The organism is Halorubrum tibetense (genome assembly GCF_042661865.1).
In the GTDB taxonomy this organism is placed as follows: domain Archaea; phylum Halobacteriota; class Halobacteria; order Halobacteriales; family Haloferacaceae; genus Halorubrum; species Halorubrum tibetense.
The window spans coordinates 1-15637 of record NZ_JBHSWW010000039.1; the positions used below are offsets into that span (position 1 = coordinate 1).

Consider the following 15637-nt stretch of genomic DNA (forward strand, 5'->3'; position numbering starts at 1 on the left):
CCGGTAGATGTCGCGAACGCCCCGCCCCGAGTTCCGCCCCGACCCGTCGCTCTCGCACGAGTCGATGACGGCGCTCCAGCGCGAGATCGCCGCGACGGCGAGGTTCACGGACGCGGTCGGGTTCGATCCTGGCGCGGTCGCGATCGATGAGCCGTTCGACCTCACGACGGGACTCCCGGACCCCACGCCGAACGCGGGCGATCCAGACGCGCCGGTCGTCGTCGGGATCGACCAGGCGTTTCTGACCGGAGGTGACGACTCGGGCGCGAATACCGGCGACGCCGGCGACCGCGCCGTCTCCGCCGTCGTGGCGATCCGCGACGGGACCGTGATCGAGTACGCCCACGCCCTCACGCCCCTCTCGATCCCGTACGTTCCGGGACTTCTGGCCTTCCGGGAGGGAGAGTCGATGCTGGCCGCGCTCGACGCGCTCGCCGTCGATCCCGACCTGCTCGTCTGTGACGGCTCCGGCCGGATCCACTTCCGCGAGGCGGGGATCGCGACGCACATCGGCGTCATCCGCGATGTGGCGGGTCTCGGCGTCGCCAAGGGCCTGTTGTGTGGCGAGCCCGACGAGCCGGTCGACGAGCGACCCGCGGGCTGGCGAACCCCGATCCGTGCCGACGACACGGTGGAGACGGCGGCGGCGGGGACGACGATCGGCCACGCCTACCAGTCGCGGCAGTACCCGAACAGCCGGTGGGTGAACCCCGTGTACGTGAGTCCGGGCCACCGCGTGTCGGCGGCGACGACCGTCGATCTCGTCGCCGCGCTGTGTGCCGGCTACAAGCTCCCGGAGCCGACCCGGCTCGCCGATGCGCACGCGGATCGGGTGAAACGCCGACTGGTCGACGGCGACTGATCGGCGGGGCCGATCGACGGCTACGCTTTTAGTAGTCGGTGGAGTTGGTTCGACCATGGACTACAGGCAGCTCGGCTCCACGGGTACGCGGGTGTCGGAGCTCTGTTTCGGTACGTGGCGGTTCGGCCGGAAGACGGGGGGCGTCCTCGAAACCGACGAGGCGGCGGCACACGAACTGCTCGACGCGTTCGCCGACCGCGGCGGTACCTTCATCGACACCGCCAACGTGTACGGCGACCCCAACGGCACCAGCGAGTCGTATATCGGAAACTGGCTCGCCGAGCGCGAGCGCGAGCAGTACGTCATCGCCTCGAAGGTGTACTTCGGGTTCGACGACACGAACCCGAACGGCTCGGGGCTCTCGCGCACTCACATCCGGAACCAGGTCGAGGGGACGCTCGACCGGCTCGGCACCGACTACCTCGACCTGTACTACATCCACCGCTGGGACGAGGACACCCCGATCGAGGAGACGCTGTCGACGCTCGACGCGCTCGTCGAGGAGGGGACAGTGAACTACCTCGGCGCGTCGACGATGGCGGCCTGGCAGCTCACGAAGGCGCTCTGGCAGTCCGACGTCAACGACTACGAGCGGTTCGAGGTGACCCAGCCGCTGTTCCACGCCGGCTACTACGAGGACGTCGAGGAGTACCTCTCTGTCGTCGCCGATCAGTATCTGGCTGTCTGTCCGTACTCGCCGCTCGCGGGCGGGTTCCTCACCGGCAAGTACACGCGTGCCGACCCTGACGACCCGAAATCCGTCGAGGCACCCGATGGCTCCCGCGGCAGCTTCGACGAGCGGTTCGAGCGGTTCTACCTCTCCGAGCGCGGCTGGAAGGTGCTGGACGAGGTCCGGGCGGTCGCCGACGAGCTCGACGCGACTCCCGCGCAGGTCGCGTTGCGGTGGCTGATGGACCAGCGCGAGTTCACCTGTGTTCCCATCGTCGGCGCGCGAACGGTCGACCAGCTCGACGAGAACCTCGGCGCGGCCGATGTCTCGATGAGCCGGGACCAACACGACCGGATAACCGACGCCCGCTACGACGAGGACGGTCGTCGCTGGGGCCACTGATCGGGACGACTGGCGGCTGCCCGGCTCGGCGTTCCCGGATCGGCCCGGCTCGACGTTCCCGGATCGGTCCAGCCGGCGGGTCGCTTTTATACCGTCGCCCGTGAATTCGCGTGTATGGGAGACGACGACACGGGGAGTCCGATGTCGGACGAGGAGCTGCGCTCGCTGACTGACGGGTTGGTCCGACAGGGATCCGGTGGCGGGACGACCGTATATAAGAACGCGGCGGGCGTCGGCTGTCCGAACCCCGACTGCGACCTGGGCGTGTTCCAGACGCTGTTCGTCAGCGACCACGGCTGGCAGCGGATCGGCGCGACTCGCGACGGGATCGAGCTCTGCTTGGTGACGACCGACGAGAAACGACTCGTGTTCATCCACGACGAGTAAATGCCGGGAGACGGGAGCGGAGGCCACGCCGACGACCCGTCGGACGGGGAAGCGTTCGACCCGGTCGAGTCGCTCCACGACCACCTCGTCGCGACCGAGGTGCGCCCCGTCGAACGCGAGGCCGGCTGGCGGCTGGGTGAGGCGCAGGCGCTCGCCGGACAGATCGCGGCAGGGCCGGTCGACGACGACGTGATTCGGGAGCGCGCCGGCGAGATCGTCGAACTGCTCTCGGGGATCGACGGCACGGGCGATCGCGAGGCCGACGACCACGTCGCGGCCGCCCGCGAGCTCGCTTCGCGGATCGCGAACCGACCGCCCGCCGAGGAGTGAGTCAAGTGTGGTTCCGTGGTCGACGGTGCCGTCTCAATGGCGACCGATCACGGTGGCGCTCTTATATCCGACCCGGAGGGACTGAGGGGATCGGAAAGCGCATTTCGGTCCGTGACGGGAGTGGGTAGCACAACACGACTCCGGCGAGACGGGTCACACTCGACCGCGAGCGATGCCGGCGGTTACTTATAAATAGCTACTGTGGTGGCGCGCCCCGGCGAGCGTCGGTGACAGCGTGGCGCGACGCGCCACGGGCAGCCGGCGACAAAGCCGCCGCCGACGAGGTTGGCGAGGTGTGAGGTGCGGTCGCGGTTCGAGGTGGAGAGTTGGATGAGTTCACCGTCGATCCATAACTGTCCACTTATAATCGAACGGCTGGCATGCTGAACGCAGTCGCCCCGACAGTAACGAGTTATAAACTGCCGTCACAACACTGCTCGGTTATTTATAACCAACTGTCACCCGTACTGGGATATCCGCGCCGGCTATCGCTTGCTACAGTCCCAGCACGAACCGAGACGAAGCCCGAACGATCGATTGAAGCGGTGTTCGATGCGGGTTGGAGGGACCGCGGGCGACAAAACCCTTTTTACTTCCGCCGAGCAGCAGTTCGTATGGTTCTCGCTCTCCCCGTTGATGCCGAGGACATCTTCGACGCCCTGTTCCTGTCCGTCATGACGCTCGTCGGGTTCCTCGGTGGCGGCCTGATCGGGCTGGTGATCGGGTTCGCCGCCGGCTACGCGTACATCACGTGGACCGATCGGATCGCGGACCTGGAAGCGACCGTCAACGCGCTGATCAAGGAGAAAGAGACGCTTCGCCGACGGGTCGACGAGCTGGAGGCCGATGACGGCCGTGGCGACCGCGTGACCGACGGTGGCGTTGACGCGCCTGACGGGGACGGCACCTGACCACCCGAGACGGCACCCGACCGACGATCGGTCCCGGTAGGTATTTGAATCGTCTCCAGTAACGGTATATAAATGCTCAGCGACGTGATGGAGGACTACCTCAAGGCGATCTACGTCCTCCAGGCCGAGGAGGGGCCGCCCGTCTCGACGTCCGCCATCGCCGAGTACGTGGACAAGACCCCGCCGACGGTGACGGACATGCTCTCGAAGCTCGCCGATCGCGACCTCGTCCACCGCGAGCCGTACAAAGGGGTCGAGCTCACCGCCGAAGGGGAGGCGGTCGCGCTCGAAGTCGTCCGCCACCACCGGCTGCTGGAGGCGTTCCTGGCCGATCACCTCGATTACGACTGGAGCGACGTTCACGACGAGGCCGACGCGTTAGAACACCACATCTCCGAGGAGTTCGAACGGCGCGTCGCCGAGGCGCTCGGCGACCCCGAGTTCGACCCGCACGGCGACCCGATCCCGGGCGCGGACCTCGAACCCGTCAACGAGGGGAGCGGCCCTCGGCTCTCCGACCATCCCGCCGGTGACCGGCTCGTCGTCACCCGAGTCTCCGACCGCGACGAGGCGGAGCTCGAGTACCTCGCCGACGCCGGGATCACGCCGGGGACGACGATCGAAGTCACCGACGTCGCCCCATTCGGGATGATCACCGTCCGGACCCCGGCGGGCGAACAGAGCCTCCCGACCGAGGTTGCACAGTCGATCCGTGTCGAGAACGCCGGACGCGACGAGGGTGAGGACGGCCGCGGGCGCGACGAGAGCGACGACGACCGCCGACGCGAGCGGCGATAGATCCGCATCGGTCACCGACTCTCGGGGGTGATGTTCACTCCTGGCCAGTCGTGCCGACAGTCCGTCCGCGAGGTTTTTCACGCGAACGGGCCTCTACGTGGCCGTGAACACGGTCGGGACGCTGGCGGTCGGTGCGCTGTTCGGACTGGCGCTCGCGGCACCGCCGGGGCCGATGAACGCGGTCATCGCGGAGGAGTCGGTGCTGCGCGGCTGGACCGCGGGAGCGAAAGCCGGGCTCGGCGCGGCCACCGCCGACGTCGCCTTCTTCGTGCTCGCGTACGTCGGCGTCGTGGCCGTCATCGAGTCGGTACCACGGCTGCAGACGGCCATGGTCGCGGTCGGCGGCCTCCTGATGTGTTACTTCGCGGTCGGCGCGGTGCGCGGCGCGCGAGCGTCGTTCCGGCCGACGCAGGGGGAGGACCCGATGGTGGACGACGGGAAAGGGTTCCAGAAAGCGCTGTTATTGGCGCTGACGAACCCGTTCCAGGTGTTGTTCTGGCTCACGGTGGGTGTCGGGCTGCTCCGCCCGGGCGAGCTCGACGTGCTCGCGTATCTACCGGTCGTCGGTTCGGAGCTCGCGGGAACGCTCGTCGTCGCCACCGGCTCGCCGGCGCTGATCGTCGGGTTCTTCTGTGGCGTCGGCGCTTGGGTGACGCTGTTCCCGGCGGGGCTCGTCGTCGCCGAGCGGCGGATCGAGGCGTTCTCGCCGGTGGTCGCCGTCGGGTCGGCGGTCGTGCTCGCGGGGTTCGGGGTGTACTTCCTCGTCGATGCCGCGACGACGCTGCTGGCGTGGTGAGTCGCGTCGCCGCGCTCTGAGCGTTCCGTTCGGGTCACCGTGCTTTGAGCCGTCGTGCTTCGAGCCGTCGTGCTTGGGCCGTCGTGCTCCGTGGCGGCGCATCGGATGGCCGCCATGGACAACGGCTTTCACCCGCGGGCGTGTGGCTCCGATATGTTCGAGAAGTCCACGTGGATCAAGCTCCCGCGGAACGTCCTCGTCGGCCACGGCGTGGTCGACGACCTCGGGGCGGCGGTGGGCGAGCTCTACCTCACCGGCCGACCGCTCATTGTGACGAGCCCGACGCCGAACGAGATCGCCGGTGACCGGGTGCGCGCGCAGTTCGACGACCCCGCGACCGCCGTCGTCGAAGAAGCCTCTTTCGATGCGGTCGAGGAGCTCAAAGCGACCGCGGAGGCCGTCGATCCCGGCTTCCTCGTCGCGCTCGGCGGCGGGAAGCCGATCGATACGGCGAAGATGGCCGCTGACCACCTCAATGTCGGCTTCGTCTCCGTCCCTACGGTCGCCTCCCACGACGGGATCGTCTCGGGGCGGTCGTCGATCCCCGAAGGGGACACGCGCCACTCCGTCGCCGCCGACCCGCCGCTCGCGGTCGTCGCGGACACCGAGTTCCTCGCGAACGCGCCGTGGCGGCTCACGACCGCTGGCTGTGCGGACATCATCTCCAACTACACCGCCGTGAAGGACTGGCGGCTCGCGAACCGCCTCCGCAACGTCGAGTACAGCGAGTACGCGGGCGCGCTCTCGGAGATGACCGCCGAGCTGCTCGTCGAGAACGCCGACTTGATCCGCCCCGGGTTAGAGGAGTCCTCGTGGGTCGTGGTGAAAGCGCTCGTTTCCTCGGGGGTCGCGATGTCGATCGCGGGCTCCTCGCGGCCCGCCTCCGGCGCGGAGCACCTCATCTCCCACCAGCTCGACCGGATCGCGCCGGGGAAGGCGCTCCACGGCCACCAGGTCGGCGTCGCGTCCATCGTGACCGAGTACCTCCACAGCGGCGAGAACGGCCGCTGGACCGCGATCCGCGAGGCGCTCGCCGAGCTCGACGCGCCGACGACCGCCGCGGAGCTCGGCGTCGACGACGAGGAACTGATCGCGGCGATGACGACGGCCCACGAGATCCGCGACCGCTACACCATCCTTCAGGGCGGGATCAACGAGGAGGCCGCCATCGAGGTCGCGACCGCGACCGGCGTCATCGACCGGTAGTCACCGGTCGGACAGGAACATCGACCGGGAGCCGGCCCCCTGGCTCGCGACGTCGACCCGCCGAACGGGAGAACCCGAAGCCGACTTATCGGTTCGTCCCCTCGTTCGGGTATGTCCGCAGCCAGCGTTCGCGAGCGCGTCAAACGCCGCCCCGCGGCGACCGTGGCCCTCCTCACCGTCGTCGGATACGGCGCGGTGCTCGGCGCGTTCCTCGTTCCAGGCTTCCAGGCGCTGTTCCCCGACCTCTCCCGGTCGACCGTCGACCTCCTCACGCACGCTATCGCGGCCGTCAACTCGCTCACGATCCTCACCCTCTCGCTCGGCTGGTACTGGATCCGCAACGGCGAGGTACGGAAACACGCGGCCGCCATGACCACGTCGTTCGCGCTGATCCTCCTCTTTTTGGGGATCTACGTCCCGCGGGTCGCCGGTGGCGGGACGAAGTACTTCGATGGCCCCGAGCTCGTCGGGACGGTCTACCTCGTCATGCTCGGGATCCACATCCTGCTGTCGATCGTCGCCGTCCCCGTCGTGCTCTACGCGCTCCTGTTGGGGCTCACTCACTCCGTTGACGAGCTCCGGTCGGAGGTACCACACGCCACGGTCGGACGGATCGCTGCCGGCTCGTGGCTGCTCTCGCTCGTCCTCGGCGTGGTCACCTACGTCATGTTGAACCACGTGTACGGCTTCACGTACTGAGCCGCCGCGGTGTCGAGTCCCGGTCCTCCGCACGGTCTGTCGGCCGTTGGTTCCGGCACCGAACCGCTTAACGCGCCGCCCGATCAGGCTCACGCATGACCGAGTGGATCGGTGATACGTTCACGAGTGACATCGGCTGGGACCACCTCGAAACCCTCGTCGATGTCGGGAACCGCATGGCCGGGTCGTCGGGCGAACGCGATGCGCTCGAACACACCCGTGACGCGTTCGACGCCGTCGGCGCGCGTAACGCCCGGATCGAGCCGTTCGACATCCAGGGGTGGGAGCGTGGGGACAGCGCGGTCCGTCAGGGGGAGACGACGCTCGCCGCCGGCGAGGGGTCCTGTATCGCACTCCCGCGATCACCGGACGCGAGCGCGACGGGTGAGCTCGTCGATGTGGGCTACGGCACTCCCGCGGAGTTCGAGTCCGCTGCCGCCGAGCTCGACGGGGCGATCGCCGTCGTCTCGACGACCGTGCCGGACGAGTTCGACCGGTTCGTCCACCGCCGCGAGAAGTACTACCACGCCGTCGACGCGGGCGCGGCCGGGTTCGTCTTCGCGAACCACGTCGAGGGCGGGCTCCCACCGACGGGGAGCGTCGGGACCCCCGACGACCCGATCGGCGAGATCCCCGCCGTCGGCGTGAGCAAGGAAGTCGGCGCGCGGCTCATCCGCCGACACGAGGAGGAGACGGTGACCGTCGACGTCGACTGTACGACCCCCGACGCGACGAGCGGGACCGCTGTCGCCGAGCTCGGTCCCGACACCGACGAGTACCTTCTCGTCTCCTCGCATGTCGACGCCCACGACATCGCGGAGGGCGCGATGGACAACGGCGCGGGTACGGCGACGATAGTCGAGGTCGCTCGCGCGCTCGCCGACCGGGAGTCGGCACTGGACACTCGCGTTCGATTCGCCGCGTTCGGTGCCGAGGAAGTCGGCCTCGTCGGCTCCTCGAAAGCAGCAGCAGACGTCGATCCGGAGGCGGTGAAAGCCGTGATCAACGTCGACAGCAACGTGTTCGGCCGCACCCTCAAACTCGACCATCACGACTTCGACGAACTCGCCGCCGCGGGCGAGCGACTCCGGGATCGGTTCGACCATCCCGTGACGCTCGGGGAGGGGGTCGTCCCCCACAGCGACCACTGGCCGTTCGTCCAGCGGGGGATCCCCGGCTACATGGTGTCCGGCGAGACGGAGGACCGCGGGCGAGGCTGGGGCCACACCGCTGCCGACACCCTCGACAAGCTCGACGTTCGGAACCTCCGCGAACAGTCGATCCTCCTCACCGCCCTCGCTGTCGACCTCGCCCGAGACGACGTCTCGATCCCTCGGGCCGACACCGACCGCCTCGCGGCGTCGCTGGAGGAGAGCGGGGCGGCGACTGGAATGAAGGTCACCGGTGACTGGCCGTTCTGACGCGGCGACGCTTCGTTCATAGCCACCCTCCCCTCGCCCCCGAACCGGGGGTTTTTCCATCGTGCCGCGCGGACCCCTCGCGTATGGGAGATCCGCCGTCCCGGATCGCCGTCGTCGGTCCCGACGACGACCGGACGAGCCGCGCTCGACGGGCGGTCGGGGATGCGGGTGGCGAGCTCGTCGATCCGCCGTCAGCCGACGCCGACGCCGACGCCGTCGTCGCGCTCGGTGACGACGCTATCCACGACGTGGTCCGTCGCGCCGTGGCCTCCGATGGGTCGGTGGATGCGGACCAGACGCCGGTGTATCCGCTCCGTGAGCGCCTGCCCGACCCGCTCGCCGGGAACACGGTCACGGTGGACGACGCAGTCGGGAACGACCGGAACAGCATCGACCAGGCGATCCGGCACTTGCTGGACGGTACCACACGAACCGTTCCACACCCGGTCCTGGCGGCCGATATTGGCGGGACGAACACGTACCACGCCGCGCTCGACGTGGCGCTGGTGACGGACGAGCCCGCTCGGATCTCGGAGTACGGCATCGAGATCCCCGGGCGGCGTCACGTGACGGTCCGGTCGGACGGCGTCGTCGTCGCGACGCCACTGGGGAGCGAGGGGTACGCGAACGCCGCGGGCGGACCCGTTATCACTCCGGGTGCGGGACTCGCAGTCGTTCCCATCGCGCCGTTCACGACGAGACGCGATACGTGGGTTGTCGACGGAGAGGTGGCGCTCTCCGTGGAACGCGACGTCGAGGCGGTCTCGATAGTTGTCGACGGCGGTCGCCGAGAGCGGATCCCCGCGGGCCGACCGGTCAGGATCGGGGTCGGTGCTCACGTCGACCTCTTGGTGGACGGCACCGGTCCGAACCCCGGAGACGGCGTCGATCCCGCCACCGATCGGAAAGGTTCTAATAACTCGTGAACGGAAACGGAGGTATGGATCCACTGCAGTTCCTCGTCCCCCTCGACTGGCTGTCGGTCGTCGGGCCGATCTTGCCGTTCGCGATCCTCACGATGGCGATCGCGAACCTCGCGACCCGGCACGTCGCCCACAAGCGGCACGTCCAACAGGGACAGTCCGGGGACAGCGTCGAATCGTACGGTCCGCACGTGTTCACGAACGTCGGCCTGCTGCTGTTGAGCGCGCTGTTCGCGATCGACGCGCCGACGGGGGGAACCGTCCTCTCGATGCTCGTCGTGACCATGCTGCTCGCGGACCTCTTCGAGCTGGAGTCGCGTAACGTCGAGGCCCGGAACGACATGACGATCGAGGCACCGAAGAGCGCGATCGTCTCCTCGGCGCTCGTCCTGCTGTACGCTGCCTACTACGCGCTGTTCTTCCTCGTCGCGGACGTGTGGAGCGGCGGCGTGGTCGCGTAGTCGCGGCGGTTCTCGTCGGTCGCTCGTCCCGCATCGGTTCCCCTTCTTGTTGCTTCCGTGCTCGCATCGAACGAGTTCCGCTTCGTGTCGTTCGTCCGAACCCCCTGTTCGACTCCGGGATGAGGGCGTCTTCGTCTCACGTCGATCGGTTCGACGCTCGGTGGTTACCGTTCGAGTCCCTCTGTCGTCACTCGATCTTGGCGTGTCTCCGAACCCGGCCGGTGACCGTGTCGTCGGGGACTCGTGTGTTCACTCGACCTGACCTCGATAGTGACACGTATCGACCGCCGAACGTCGAGATCCCTCGCAGATCCGACCGTGTGAACGCCTCGCTACAGGCGGTGAACGAAGTGAGAGAACGGACCGGCCGACCGATCGCCTCGCAGTAGGCGGTGGGTTCGTGTCAGTTCGCGGCGTCGTCAGCCATCGACTCGCGGAGCTGCCTACCGGCCGGAAGCAACACCCAGAACACGATCGGTCCGACGATCATCAGCCAGAAGAAGGCGTCGCCGGCGAGCACTCCGATCTCGTCGTACACGGAGTTGACCCCTTGAGCGGGACCGAACAGCTGACTCAGATCGTAGTACGAGGGCGTCCGGTACCACCCGCCGAAGGTGATCCAGCCGAGACCCCCGAGGGTGAACAGGGTCAGCCCTTTGATGAACTCGTCTGCCATGTGTTATCCTTCGCTGGAGTCCTCTTGAGCCTTTCCCATTCCCTGAGCCCTGAACCGCGTCCCCAGGACGTACACCGCCGTTCCGAACAGGATCGAGCCGATCCCGACGATCGCAAGCACGGCGGTTAACACCCCCTCTGCGGGTGCGAGCCCGACCACGCCGAGGAGATAAACGATCGTCGCCCTGATGAAGCTGACTTGGAGAGTCGCCGCGTCAACGAGCGTGAACCCGATGAAGTACGCCACCACCGCGGCGAGCGTCGAGAACGCGGTGACGGTTTTGTACAGCCGAAGCGGGACGACGATCTCGCGACCGTCTGGACCGACACGTGGACCGACCGGTTCGTTCCGTGGATCGTCGGGGTCGTCCTTCGCTATCGGGTCCCCGGTGTCGTCGACCGCCTGAAACTCACTGTTGTCGGTATCGGACATAGTATAACGTGTACAGAAAACGACCGGTCGCCGCTACTTCGGCGGCCGCAGCATGTAGTACCGGCGATTGAGGTCGTACATGTACCCCTCGCGCATGGTTTTCAACACGGCGTAGGTGATGACCGCGCCGACGATCGGCAGCAGGAACACCAGGTTCAACAGCAGATCGAGCTCGATCGGGACGAAGTTCTGGATGGCGAGCACCCCCAGCGTGACCGAGAATATCACGCCGGAGACGCCTACTGCGGCCCAAAACGGCTCCTCGACCGGGCGCCGAGCGCTCCCCTTGTTCAGGAACGGCACGAGCGTGATGACTCCGAAGATCACGCCGTGTGCCACGAGCCCGTACAGCTCGTCGGACATAACCTTGTCGCCGCCGAGGATCGCGAGTTCGGGGTTGATCGGGTCGAGGTGGAGCAGCCCGAACGACCAGTAGAGGTACCAGTCGGGCAGGATGACCGCCGGCGTCGACCCGGGGTTCGCCGGATCCCCGAAGTGTGGCGGGAGGATCGCCGACACGAGAAGCATGACCCCGATGAAGAAGCTCGTGATAGCGAGGTTCCGGATCGTCTCGTGTGGCCACGCCGGGAAGCCAAGGACGTCACGTTCGACGTACGTTGACTCCGCGCGGAGGTCCTCGTCCTCGCGGCGGGACCGCTCGAAGTACTGATAAGTGAGACGGGAGAGCCCCTGGGACCGCTCCTTCCGCTCGGTCCACGTCGGTGTCTCGTCGTCCGGCGGCACCGTCGCCGGTGGCCCCCCGTCCGTGCGCGCTTCCTCGTCGGTTCCGCCGTCGGTCACCGCCCGCTCGGCGTCGGTCGCGTCGGTCGGTGTATTGGTGTCGTCGGTCATTGTATTAGTGCGGCTCCGCGATCCCCTGCACCCAGACGATGCCGACGTGGAGCGCGATGAGCGCCGTCACCACGAACGGCAGGACGAACACGTGCAGGATGTACATTCTCACGAGCGTCGCCTGCCCGAGGGTGAACCCCCCGAACAGTAGCTGGGCCGCCCATTCACCCACTAAGGGGGTTGCGAGCGCCATCTCGACGCCGATCTGTGCCGCCCAGAAGGACAGCTGCTTCCACGGCAGGACGTATCCGGAGAACCCGAACAGTAGCGTCAGGCCGATGAGCACGATCCCGAGGATCCAGTTGACCTCACGCGGCTCCTTGTAGGAGCCGGTGAAGTACACCCGGAGCATGTGGAGGAACACCGCCGCCACCATGAACTGGGCGGACCAGCGGTGGATGGAGCGGAGCATGAACCCGAACTGAACGTCCTGCATGATCTCCACGAGGGAGTCGTACGCCGCCGTCGGGTCACCCTGTGCGACAGCGCCAGCGGTCGACGGGGAGTAGTAGAACCCCAACAGCGCGCCGGAGACCGCCGCCACGAGGTACGCGATGATCGACAGCGACCCCAGCGAGTACAGCGGGTACCAGTACCAGAACTTGTTGTCCAGATCGTACTGTTCGGTGTGGCTCTTCGGCATCTGGAGGTTCGCGCGGTAGTACATCGTCTCCAGCAGTTCGAGGTAGTCGACGATGCGCAGCCGCTTGTCCATCCAGATGAGCGTGGTCAGAAAGGCGGTCTCGATGACCGTCAAGTCCTGCGTCTTGAGCCACGCGTTGTGGTCCATCTCGTCGTTCTTTTTCAGGCTCATTGGGTGATCACTTCTTGTAGTACGGGTAGACAGCCCGCTTCAGGGTCTCCACGGCGTTGCCGGTGTCGACGCCGACGCCGTCTTTGTCCTCTTCACGGACGTACAGGTCCTCCCACTTTCTGCGGCGCTTCTTGACGATCATCACGTCCGGGAGGAACTCCTTCCGATACAACAGCAGGATGAACGCCAGATCGACGAAGATCAGCGCCAACAACGCGCCCATGTACATGTTGCCGAACTCCGTCGACGCCCACCCGAACATCAGGCCATAGACGAACAGGAAGACGAAGACGACCTCGATGACCGTGAGGAGCACGATCGCGATGGCGGCGGCAGTGCTCTCGCGGGCCGGCTCGTACCGGTGGATGTCGCCGTACGAGGAGCCGCTTGAACTCATCGGCCACCTCCGTGTCCCGTGTGGGCGGACTCGCCGTACTTCAACATGTAGAACGTGAACACGAACGTGAGGATGATCCCGAACATCGACGCGATCCCGACCCAGTGGGCGTGGATCGGAACGCCGACGTGAGCGATGTCCTCCGGCCAGCCGGTGGCGCCACCGGCTTCGATGACGGGAACGTCGTCGCCGACGGCGACCGCACCGAACATGTTGACGCCCCGATGGGGCACACAGACGTACCCCGTTCGACCGGGGTCCTCGAACGTGTGCTCGTACTCGTGGCCGGCCTCGTCGACCGGGCTCCCGCTGTCGAGGTCGTGGGTGTTCTCGAAGTCGGTGTTCTCCCCGTCGGTAACGACGTTGTGGCCGCCGCCCTCGCCGGTCCACTCCCAGACCACCGTCGTTCCCTCGTCTATCCAGATCCCGGCCGGGCTAAACGCGAGGTTGCCACCGTTCCCGCTCGCGCCGACCTCGACGCGTACCTCGTCCTGGCCGCGGAGGTCCTGAAACCCCCCGTCGACGCCGCCGAGGTACCCCTCGAAATCGGGCTCTCCCGCCCCCTGTCCCGCGACCGATCCGGTGGCCGCGTTCGAGGCGGCGAGGGCGGCGGTAGCACCGCCGGCCGTTCGCACGAAGTCCCGCCGTTTCATACAGGCTCACTCAGGACGGCGCGCGCTTAAACCCACCGACTGTGGGCGTTCGCGCGGTGCGTGGTAGGATGTTTGAAACGGTCGAATTCGGCAGCTTCACCCGTCCTCGTTCTCGTCGGTGACGACCTCCCCATCGACCGGCACGAAGTCGGGTCGCTCCTCCGCCTCGCGGAGGGCGCGCAGGCGGTTTCGGTACTCCTCCGAGCGGAACCGATCCGACAGTCGCGCGTTCGCGACCATCGCGAACAGGAACACGCCTGCGAGGAGGAACGCCAGCCCGACTGCCGGGGCGATCACGCCCTCGAGATCGGTGAACACGGACGCGCCGAGGAGCGCCCCGCCGGCGATCGTCAGGACCGCGGCGACCACCTGGATCATCAGGTTCCCGAACTCGCCGGTTCCCTCCGGGACGGTATCCGGATGTGGGAGCGACCAGTCCGCCGGCGGCTCCGGGACCTCGTACGACTCCATCGCCGCCAGCGCGACGATCGGCTCCACGTCCCTGAGGACGGTCCCCCGCCCGCTCACCTCCCCCGTGGGACGAACGATCGCGTACCCCTCGTCCGAGTAGACGACGATCCGCTCCTCGCCGTCCTCGCGGACGCGCTCGAGGAGTCCGAACACTTCCCGTCGGGCGATCCGCGATTTCAGTTCGGCCTCGACCCGTTCGAGCAGCCGGTCGCCCGTGATCCACGTGTCGGGATCGAATGCGGCGTCCCACTCCTCCGCGCTCATCCGCGCCATGTCCTCCGGGCCGAAGTCGTCGAAATCGTACTCGGCGTCGACCCGCTCCCGGAGGGCATCGAGGTCGGCGTCGCCGCTCCCGTCGTCCGTCTCCGTCCCGCTCTCGACACCGGGGTCGGGTCCATCGGGCTCCTCGCCGGGTCCATCGGGCTCCGACCGCGTCGGGGAGTCGTCCATCGAACGCCGGTACGTGCTCCGACGGGTAACTGTTTTCGTCCGTCGTCGGAGCGCGGGAATCGTTCTCGACCGACCGCGGGAACCGCCGCCGGTGGCCGCCGTAGATCCTGCTCCCCGGGAACCGAAACCGCCGCTCCCATGATCGGCGTCCGGTCGCGGATCGCGGGGCTTTACGCGCTCGGGGCCCAACCGATCGATATGGTCGACGAGTCGGTGATCGCGGCGGTGGCGGGGCTGTCGGTGACCGCGAGCCTCCCGTTCCTGCTGTACGGGGCGTGGATCATGATCGACGCCGAGACGGTCACGTGGAACGTGTTGACCCGCCACTTGCGATACATCGTCGTCGGACTCCTGTTGACGACCCTCCCGATCCTCACGTGGATGCTCCCGCGGATCCTCGGCCAGCTCACCGGTGATGCGGTTATCCACGCCTTCTTCGGGCTCCAGGCGTACGCGCTCCTCGTGTTCGCACTCACCGGGATCGTTCGCATCTTTCAGGCGAAACGGAACGCGGACGCCTACGACGATCCCGACGTCGATATCGACGAGATCCACGAGGACATGGGTCACTGGCGGAGTCGCCTCCGGGTCGGAGTCGCCGGGTTCATGCTCCTCTGGTTCTGTGCGTGGCTGACCGGGCTGTATCGGTTCTACGTCCTCCATCTGGTCCCGCTGTTGTCCTGACGCCGGGAGGGTCGAGTGTCGGGGACGGGCGGATCCGACCGCTAGAGACGAGCGGATTCCGACCACCGGAGACGAGCGGATCCCCGACCGACAGGTTCAATCCCGGTTTCCACGTATGACGCGTATCGTGGCAGTAACGTTCGATCTCTTCGGCACGCTCGTCGACGTGGACTACCCGGCCGATCCGGCCGAGATAGTCGCACGCGAACTGGAGTCCCGCGACGTCCGGGTTCCGGACGACTGGCACGTTGCATACGGCGAGCGGCACGTGGACGCGCCGGCGGGCGCGGAGGTCCCGATCCCGGCACACGTCTCGGCCGCGCTCGACTCCCGCGGCGTGAA

At 67.3% G+C, this 15637-nt stretch carries 20 protein-coding genes and 1 pseudogene; 14 read left to right on the forward strand and 7 right to left on the reverse strand.

The features are described from left to right. Nucleotides 1–7: 7 nt before the first annotated feature. The 12 genes from ACFQEU_RS04640 to ACFQEU_RS04695 all read left to right on the forward strand — a co-directional run bounded on the left by ACFQEU_RS04640 (nucleotide 8) and on the right by ACFQEU_RS04695 (nucleotide 9866). Nucleotides 8–862 carry an endonuclease V gene (locus tag ACFQEU_RS04640; protein WP_379779744.1) on the forward strand — a complete coding sequence of 285 codons (855 nt, stop codon included), beginning with the start codon at nucleotides 8–10 and terminating at the stop codon, nucleotides 860–862. A 55-nt stretch (nucleotides 863–917) separates the two neighbouring features. Beyond that, nucleotides 918–1934, forward strand: coding sequence for an aldo/keto reductase (locus ACFQEU_RS04645; RefSeq protein ID WP_379779746.1), 1017 nt, complete (start codon nucleotides 918–920; stop codon nucleotides 1932–1934). 114 nt (nucleotides 1935–2048) lie between these two features. Continuing rightward, nucleotides 2049–2321, forward strand: coding sequence for a DUF7385 family protein (locus tag ACFQEU_RS04650; protein WP_379779748.1), 273 nt, complete (start codon nucleotides 2049–2051; stop codon nucleotides 2319–2321). Beyond that, a complete protein-coding gene (locus ACFQEU_RS04655; RefSeq protein WP_379779750.1) occupies nucleotides 2322–2651 on the forward strand; it encodes a hypothetical protein in 330 nt (109 codons plus the stop codon). It abuts the gene before it with no gap. 614 nt (nucleotides 2652–3265) lie between these two features. Then, nucleotides 3266–3562, forward strand: a complete 297-nt coding sequence (locus tag ACFQEU_RS04660) for a bZIP transcription factor (RefSeq protein WP_379779752.1) — start codon at nucleotides 3266–3268, stop codon at nucleotides 3560–3562. 72 nt (nucleotides 3563–3634) lie between these two features. Next, nucleotides 3635–4360, forward strand: coding sequence for a metal-dependent transcriptional regulator (locus tag ACFQEU_RS04665; RefSeq protein WP_379779753.1), 726 nt, complete (start codon nucleotides 3635–3637; stop codon nucleotides 4358–4360). Nucleotides 4361–4463: 103 nt separating this feature from the next. Next, the gene (locus ACFQEU_RS04670) at nucleotides 4464–5156 is read left to right on the forward strand and encodes a LysE family translocator (protein WP_379779755.1); all 693 of its coding nucleotides are present in this window, start codon (nucleotides 4464–4466) and stop codon (nucleotides 5154–5156) included. A gap of 153 nt (nucleotides 5157–5309) precedes the next feature. After that, nucleotides 5310–6362: an NAD(P)-dependent glycerol-1-phosphate dehydrogenase gene (locus ACFQEU_RS04675; RefSeq protein ID WP_379779757.1), complete on the forward strand. Its 1053-nt coding sequence runs from the start codon at nucleotides 5310–5312 to the stop codon at nucleotides 6360–6362. 111 nt (nucleotides 6363–6473) lie between these two features. Continuing rightward, nucleotides 6474–7061, forward strand: a complete 588-nt coding sequence (locus ACFQEU_RS04680) for a DUF420 domain-containing protein (protein WP_379779759.1) — start codon at nucleotides 6474–6476, stop codon at nucleotides 7059–7061. A gap of 95 nt (nucleotides 7062–7156) precedes the next feature. Continuing rightward, nucleotides 7157–8482: a M28 family peptidase gene (locus ACFQEU_RS04685; protein ID WP_379779761.1), complete on the forward strand. Its 1326-nt coding sequence runs from the start codon at nucleotides 7157–7159 to the stop codon at nucleotides 8480–8482. Nucleotides 8483–8565: 83 nt separating this feature from the next. After that, complete coding sequence (locus tag ACFQEU_RS04690; protein WP_379779763.1) at nucleotides 8566–9408, forward strand: NAD(+)/NADH kinase; 843 nt, start codon at nucleotides 8566–8568, stop codon at nucleotides 9406–9408. Nucleotides 9409–9422: 14 nt separating this feature from the next. Continuing rightward, nucleotides 9423–9866: a DUF7313 family protein gene (locus ACFQEU_RS04695; RefSeq protein ID WP_379779765.1), complete on the forward strand. Its 444-nt coding sequence runs from the start codon at nucleotides 9423–9425 to the stop codon at nucleotides 9864–9866. Nucleotides 9867–10269: 403 nt separating this feature from the next. Here the strand turns inward: ACFQEU_RS04695 and ACFQEU_RS04700 are convergent, their stop codons facing one another. From ACFQEU_RS04700 to ACFQEU_RS04730, 7 genes are all read right to left on the reverse strand, one after another. Beyond that, nucleotides 10270–10542: a DUF7314 family protein gene (locus ACFQEU_RS04700; protein WP_379779767.1), complete on the reverse strand. Its 273-nt coding sequence runs from the start codon at nucleotides 10540–10542 to the stop codon at nucleotides 10270–10272. Between the two features lie 3 nt (nucleotides 10543–10545). Beyond that, on the reverse strand, nucleotides 10546–10974 hold the full coding sequence (locus tag ACFQEU_RS04705; RefSeq protein WP_379779769.1) for a DUF7315 family membrane protein: 429 nt from the start codon (nucleotides 10972–10974) through the stop codon (nucleotides 10546–10548). A gap of 33 nt (nucleotides 10975–11007) precedes the next feature. After that, on the reverse strand, nucleotides 11008–11826 hold the full coding sequence (locus ACFQEU_RS04710; protein ID WP_379779771.1) for a cytochrome b family protein: 819 nt from the start codon (nucleotides 11824–11826) through the stop codon (nucleotides 11008–11010). A 4-nt stretch (nucleotides 11827–11830) separates the two neighbouring features. After that, nucleotides 11831–12640, reverse strand: coding sequence for a cytochrome b (locus tag ACFQEU_RS04715; RefSeq protein ID WP_379779773.1), 810 nt, complete (start codon nucleotides 12638–12640; stop codon nucleotides 11831–11833). Nucleotides 12641–12647: 7 nt separating this feature from the next. Further along, entirely contained in the window at nucleotides 12648–13037 is a 390-nt protein-coding gene (locus tag ACFQEU_RS04720; protein ID WP_379779775.1) for a DUF7318 family protein, read from the reverse strand. Further along, entirely contained in the window at nucleotides 13034–13690 is a 657-nt protein-coding gene (locus ACFQEU_RS04725; RefSeq protein WP_379779777.1) for a halocyanin domain-containing protein, read from the reverse strand. Before ACFQEU_RS04725 ends, ACFQEU_RS04720 begins: the two co-directional genes overlap by 4 nt. Nucleotides 13691–13786: 96 nt before the next feature. Then, nucleotides 13787–14611: a DUF7319 domain-containing protein gene (locus ACFQEU_RS04730; protein ID WP_379779779.1), complete on the reverse strand. Its 825-nt coding sequence runs from the start codon at nucleotides 14609–14611 to the stop codon at nucleotides 13787–13789. Nucleotides 14612–14809: 198 nt separating this feature from the next. On the opposite strand from ACFQEU_RS04730, the gene ACFQEU_RS04735 reads away from it, so the two are divergent. Both ACFQEU_RS04735 and ACFQEU_RS04740 read left to right on the forward strand, forming a co-directional pair. After that, nucleotides 14810–15295, forward strand: coding sequence for a DUF7321 family protein (locus ACFQEU_RS04735; RefSeq protein WP_379779781.1), 486 nt, complete (start codon nucleotides 14810–14812; stop codon nucleotides 15293–15295). 127 nt (nucleotides 15296–15422) lie between these two features. Next, nucleotides 15423–15637, forward strand: a pseudogene (locus tag ACFQEU_RS04740) (HAD family hydrolase); the annotation flags it as partial.

What these genes read in the sequence shown, in the direction of transcription:
- ACFQEU_RS04685 (WP_379779761.1), top strand. Translation starts at nt 7,157, where the DNA reads ATGACCGAGTGGATCGGTGATACGTTCACGAGTGACATCGGCTGGGAC.
- ACFQEU_RS04730 (WP_379779779.1), bottom strand. Translation starts at nt 14,611, where the DNA reads ATGGACGACTCCCCGACGCGGTCGGAGCCCGATGGACCCGGCGAGGAG.
- ACFQEU_RS04660 (WP_379779752.1), top strand. Translation starts at nt 3,266, where the DNA reads ATGGTTCTCGCTCTCCCCGTTGATGCCGAGGACATCTTCGACGCCCTG.
- ACFQEU_RS04710 (WP_379779771.1), bottom strand. Translation starts at nt 11,826, where the DNA reads ATGACCGACGACACCAATACACCGACCGACGCGACCGACGCCGAGCGG.
- ACFQEU_RS04735 (WP_379779781.1), top strand. Translation starts at nt 14,810, where the DNA reads ATGGTCGACGAGTCGGTGATCGCGGCGGTGGCGGGGCTGTCGGTGACC.
- ACFQEU_RS04655 (WP_379779750.1), top strand. Translation starts at nt 2,322, where the DNA reads ATGCCGGGAGACGGGAGCGGAGGCCACGCCGACGACCCGTCGGACGGG.
- ACFQEU_RS04725 (WP_379779777.1), bottom strand. Translation starts at nt 13,690, where the DNA reads ATGAAACGGCGGGACTTCGTGCGAACGGCCGGCGGTGCTACCGCCGCC.
- ACFQEU_RS04715 (WP_379779773.1), bottom strand. Translation starts at nt 12,640, where the DNA reads ATGAGCCTGAAAAAGAACGACGAGATGGACCACAACGCGTGGCTCAAG.
- ACFQEU_RS04665 (WP_379779753.1), top strand. Translation starts at nt 3,635, where the DNA reads ATGCTCAGCGACGTGATGGAGGACTACCTCAAGGCGATCTACGTCCTC.
- ACFQEU_RS04720 (WP_379779775.1), bottom strand. Translation starts at nt 13,037, where the DNA reads ATGAGTTCAAGCGGCTCCTCGTACGGCGACATCCACCGGTACGAGCCG.
- ACFQEU_RS04690 (WP_379779763.1), top strand. Translation starts at nt 8,566, where the DNA reads ATGGGAGATCCGCCGTCCCGGATCGCCGTCGTCGGTCCCGACGACGAC.
- ACFQEU_RS04695 (WP_379779765.1), top strand. Translation starts at nt 9,423, where the DNA reads ATGGATCCACTGCAGTTCCTCGTCCCCCTCGACTGGCTGTCGGTCGTC.
- ACFQEU_RS04675 (WP_379779757.1), top strand. Translation starts at nt 5,310, where the DNA reads ATGTTCGAGAAGTCCACGTGGATCAAGCTCCCGCGGAACGTCCTCGTC.
- ACFQEU_RS04680 (WP_379779759.1), top strand. Translation starts at nt 6,474, where the DNA reads ATGTCCGCAGCCAGCGTTCGCGAGCGCGTCAAACGCCGCCCCGCGGCG.
- ACFQEU_RS04645 (WP_379779746.1), top strand. Translation starts at nt 918, where the DNA reads ATGGACTACAGGCAGCTCGGCTCCACGGGTACGCGGGTGTCGGAGCTC.
- ACFQEU_RS04650 (WP_379779748.1), top strand. Translation starts at nt 2,049, where the DNA reads ATGGGAGACGACGACACGGGGAGTCCGATGTCGGACGAGGAGCTGCGC.
- ACFQEU_RS04640 (WP_379779744.1), top strand. Translation starts at nt 8, where the DNA reads ATGTCGCGAACGCCCCGCCCCGAGTTCCGCCCCGACCCGTCGCTCTCG.
- ACFQEU_RS04705 (WP_379779769.1), bottom strand. Translation starts at nt 10,974, where the DNA reads ATGTCCGATACCGACAACAGTGAGTTTCAGGCGGTCGACGACACCGGG.
- ACFQEU_RS04700 (WP_379779767.1), bottom strand. Translation starts at nt 10,542, where the DNA reads ATGGCAGACGAGTTCATCAAAGGGCTGACCCTGTTCACCCTCGGGGGT.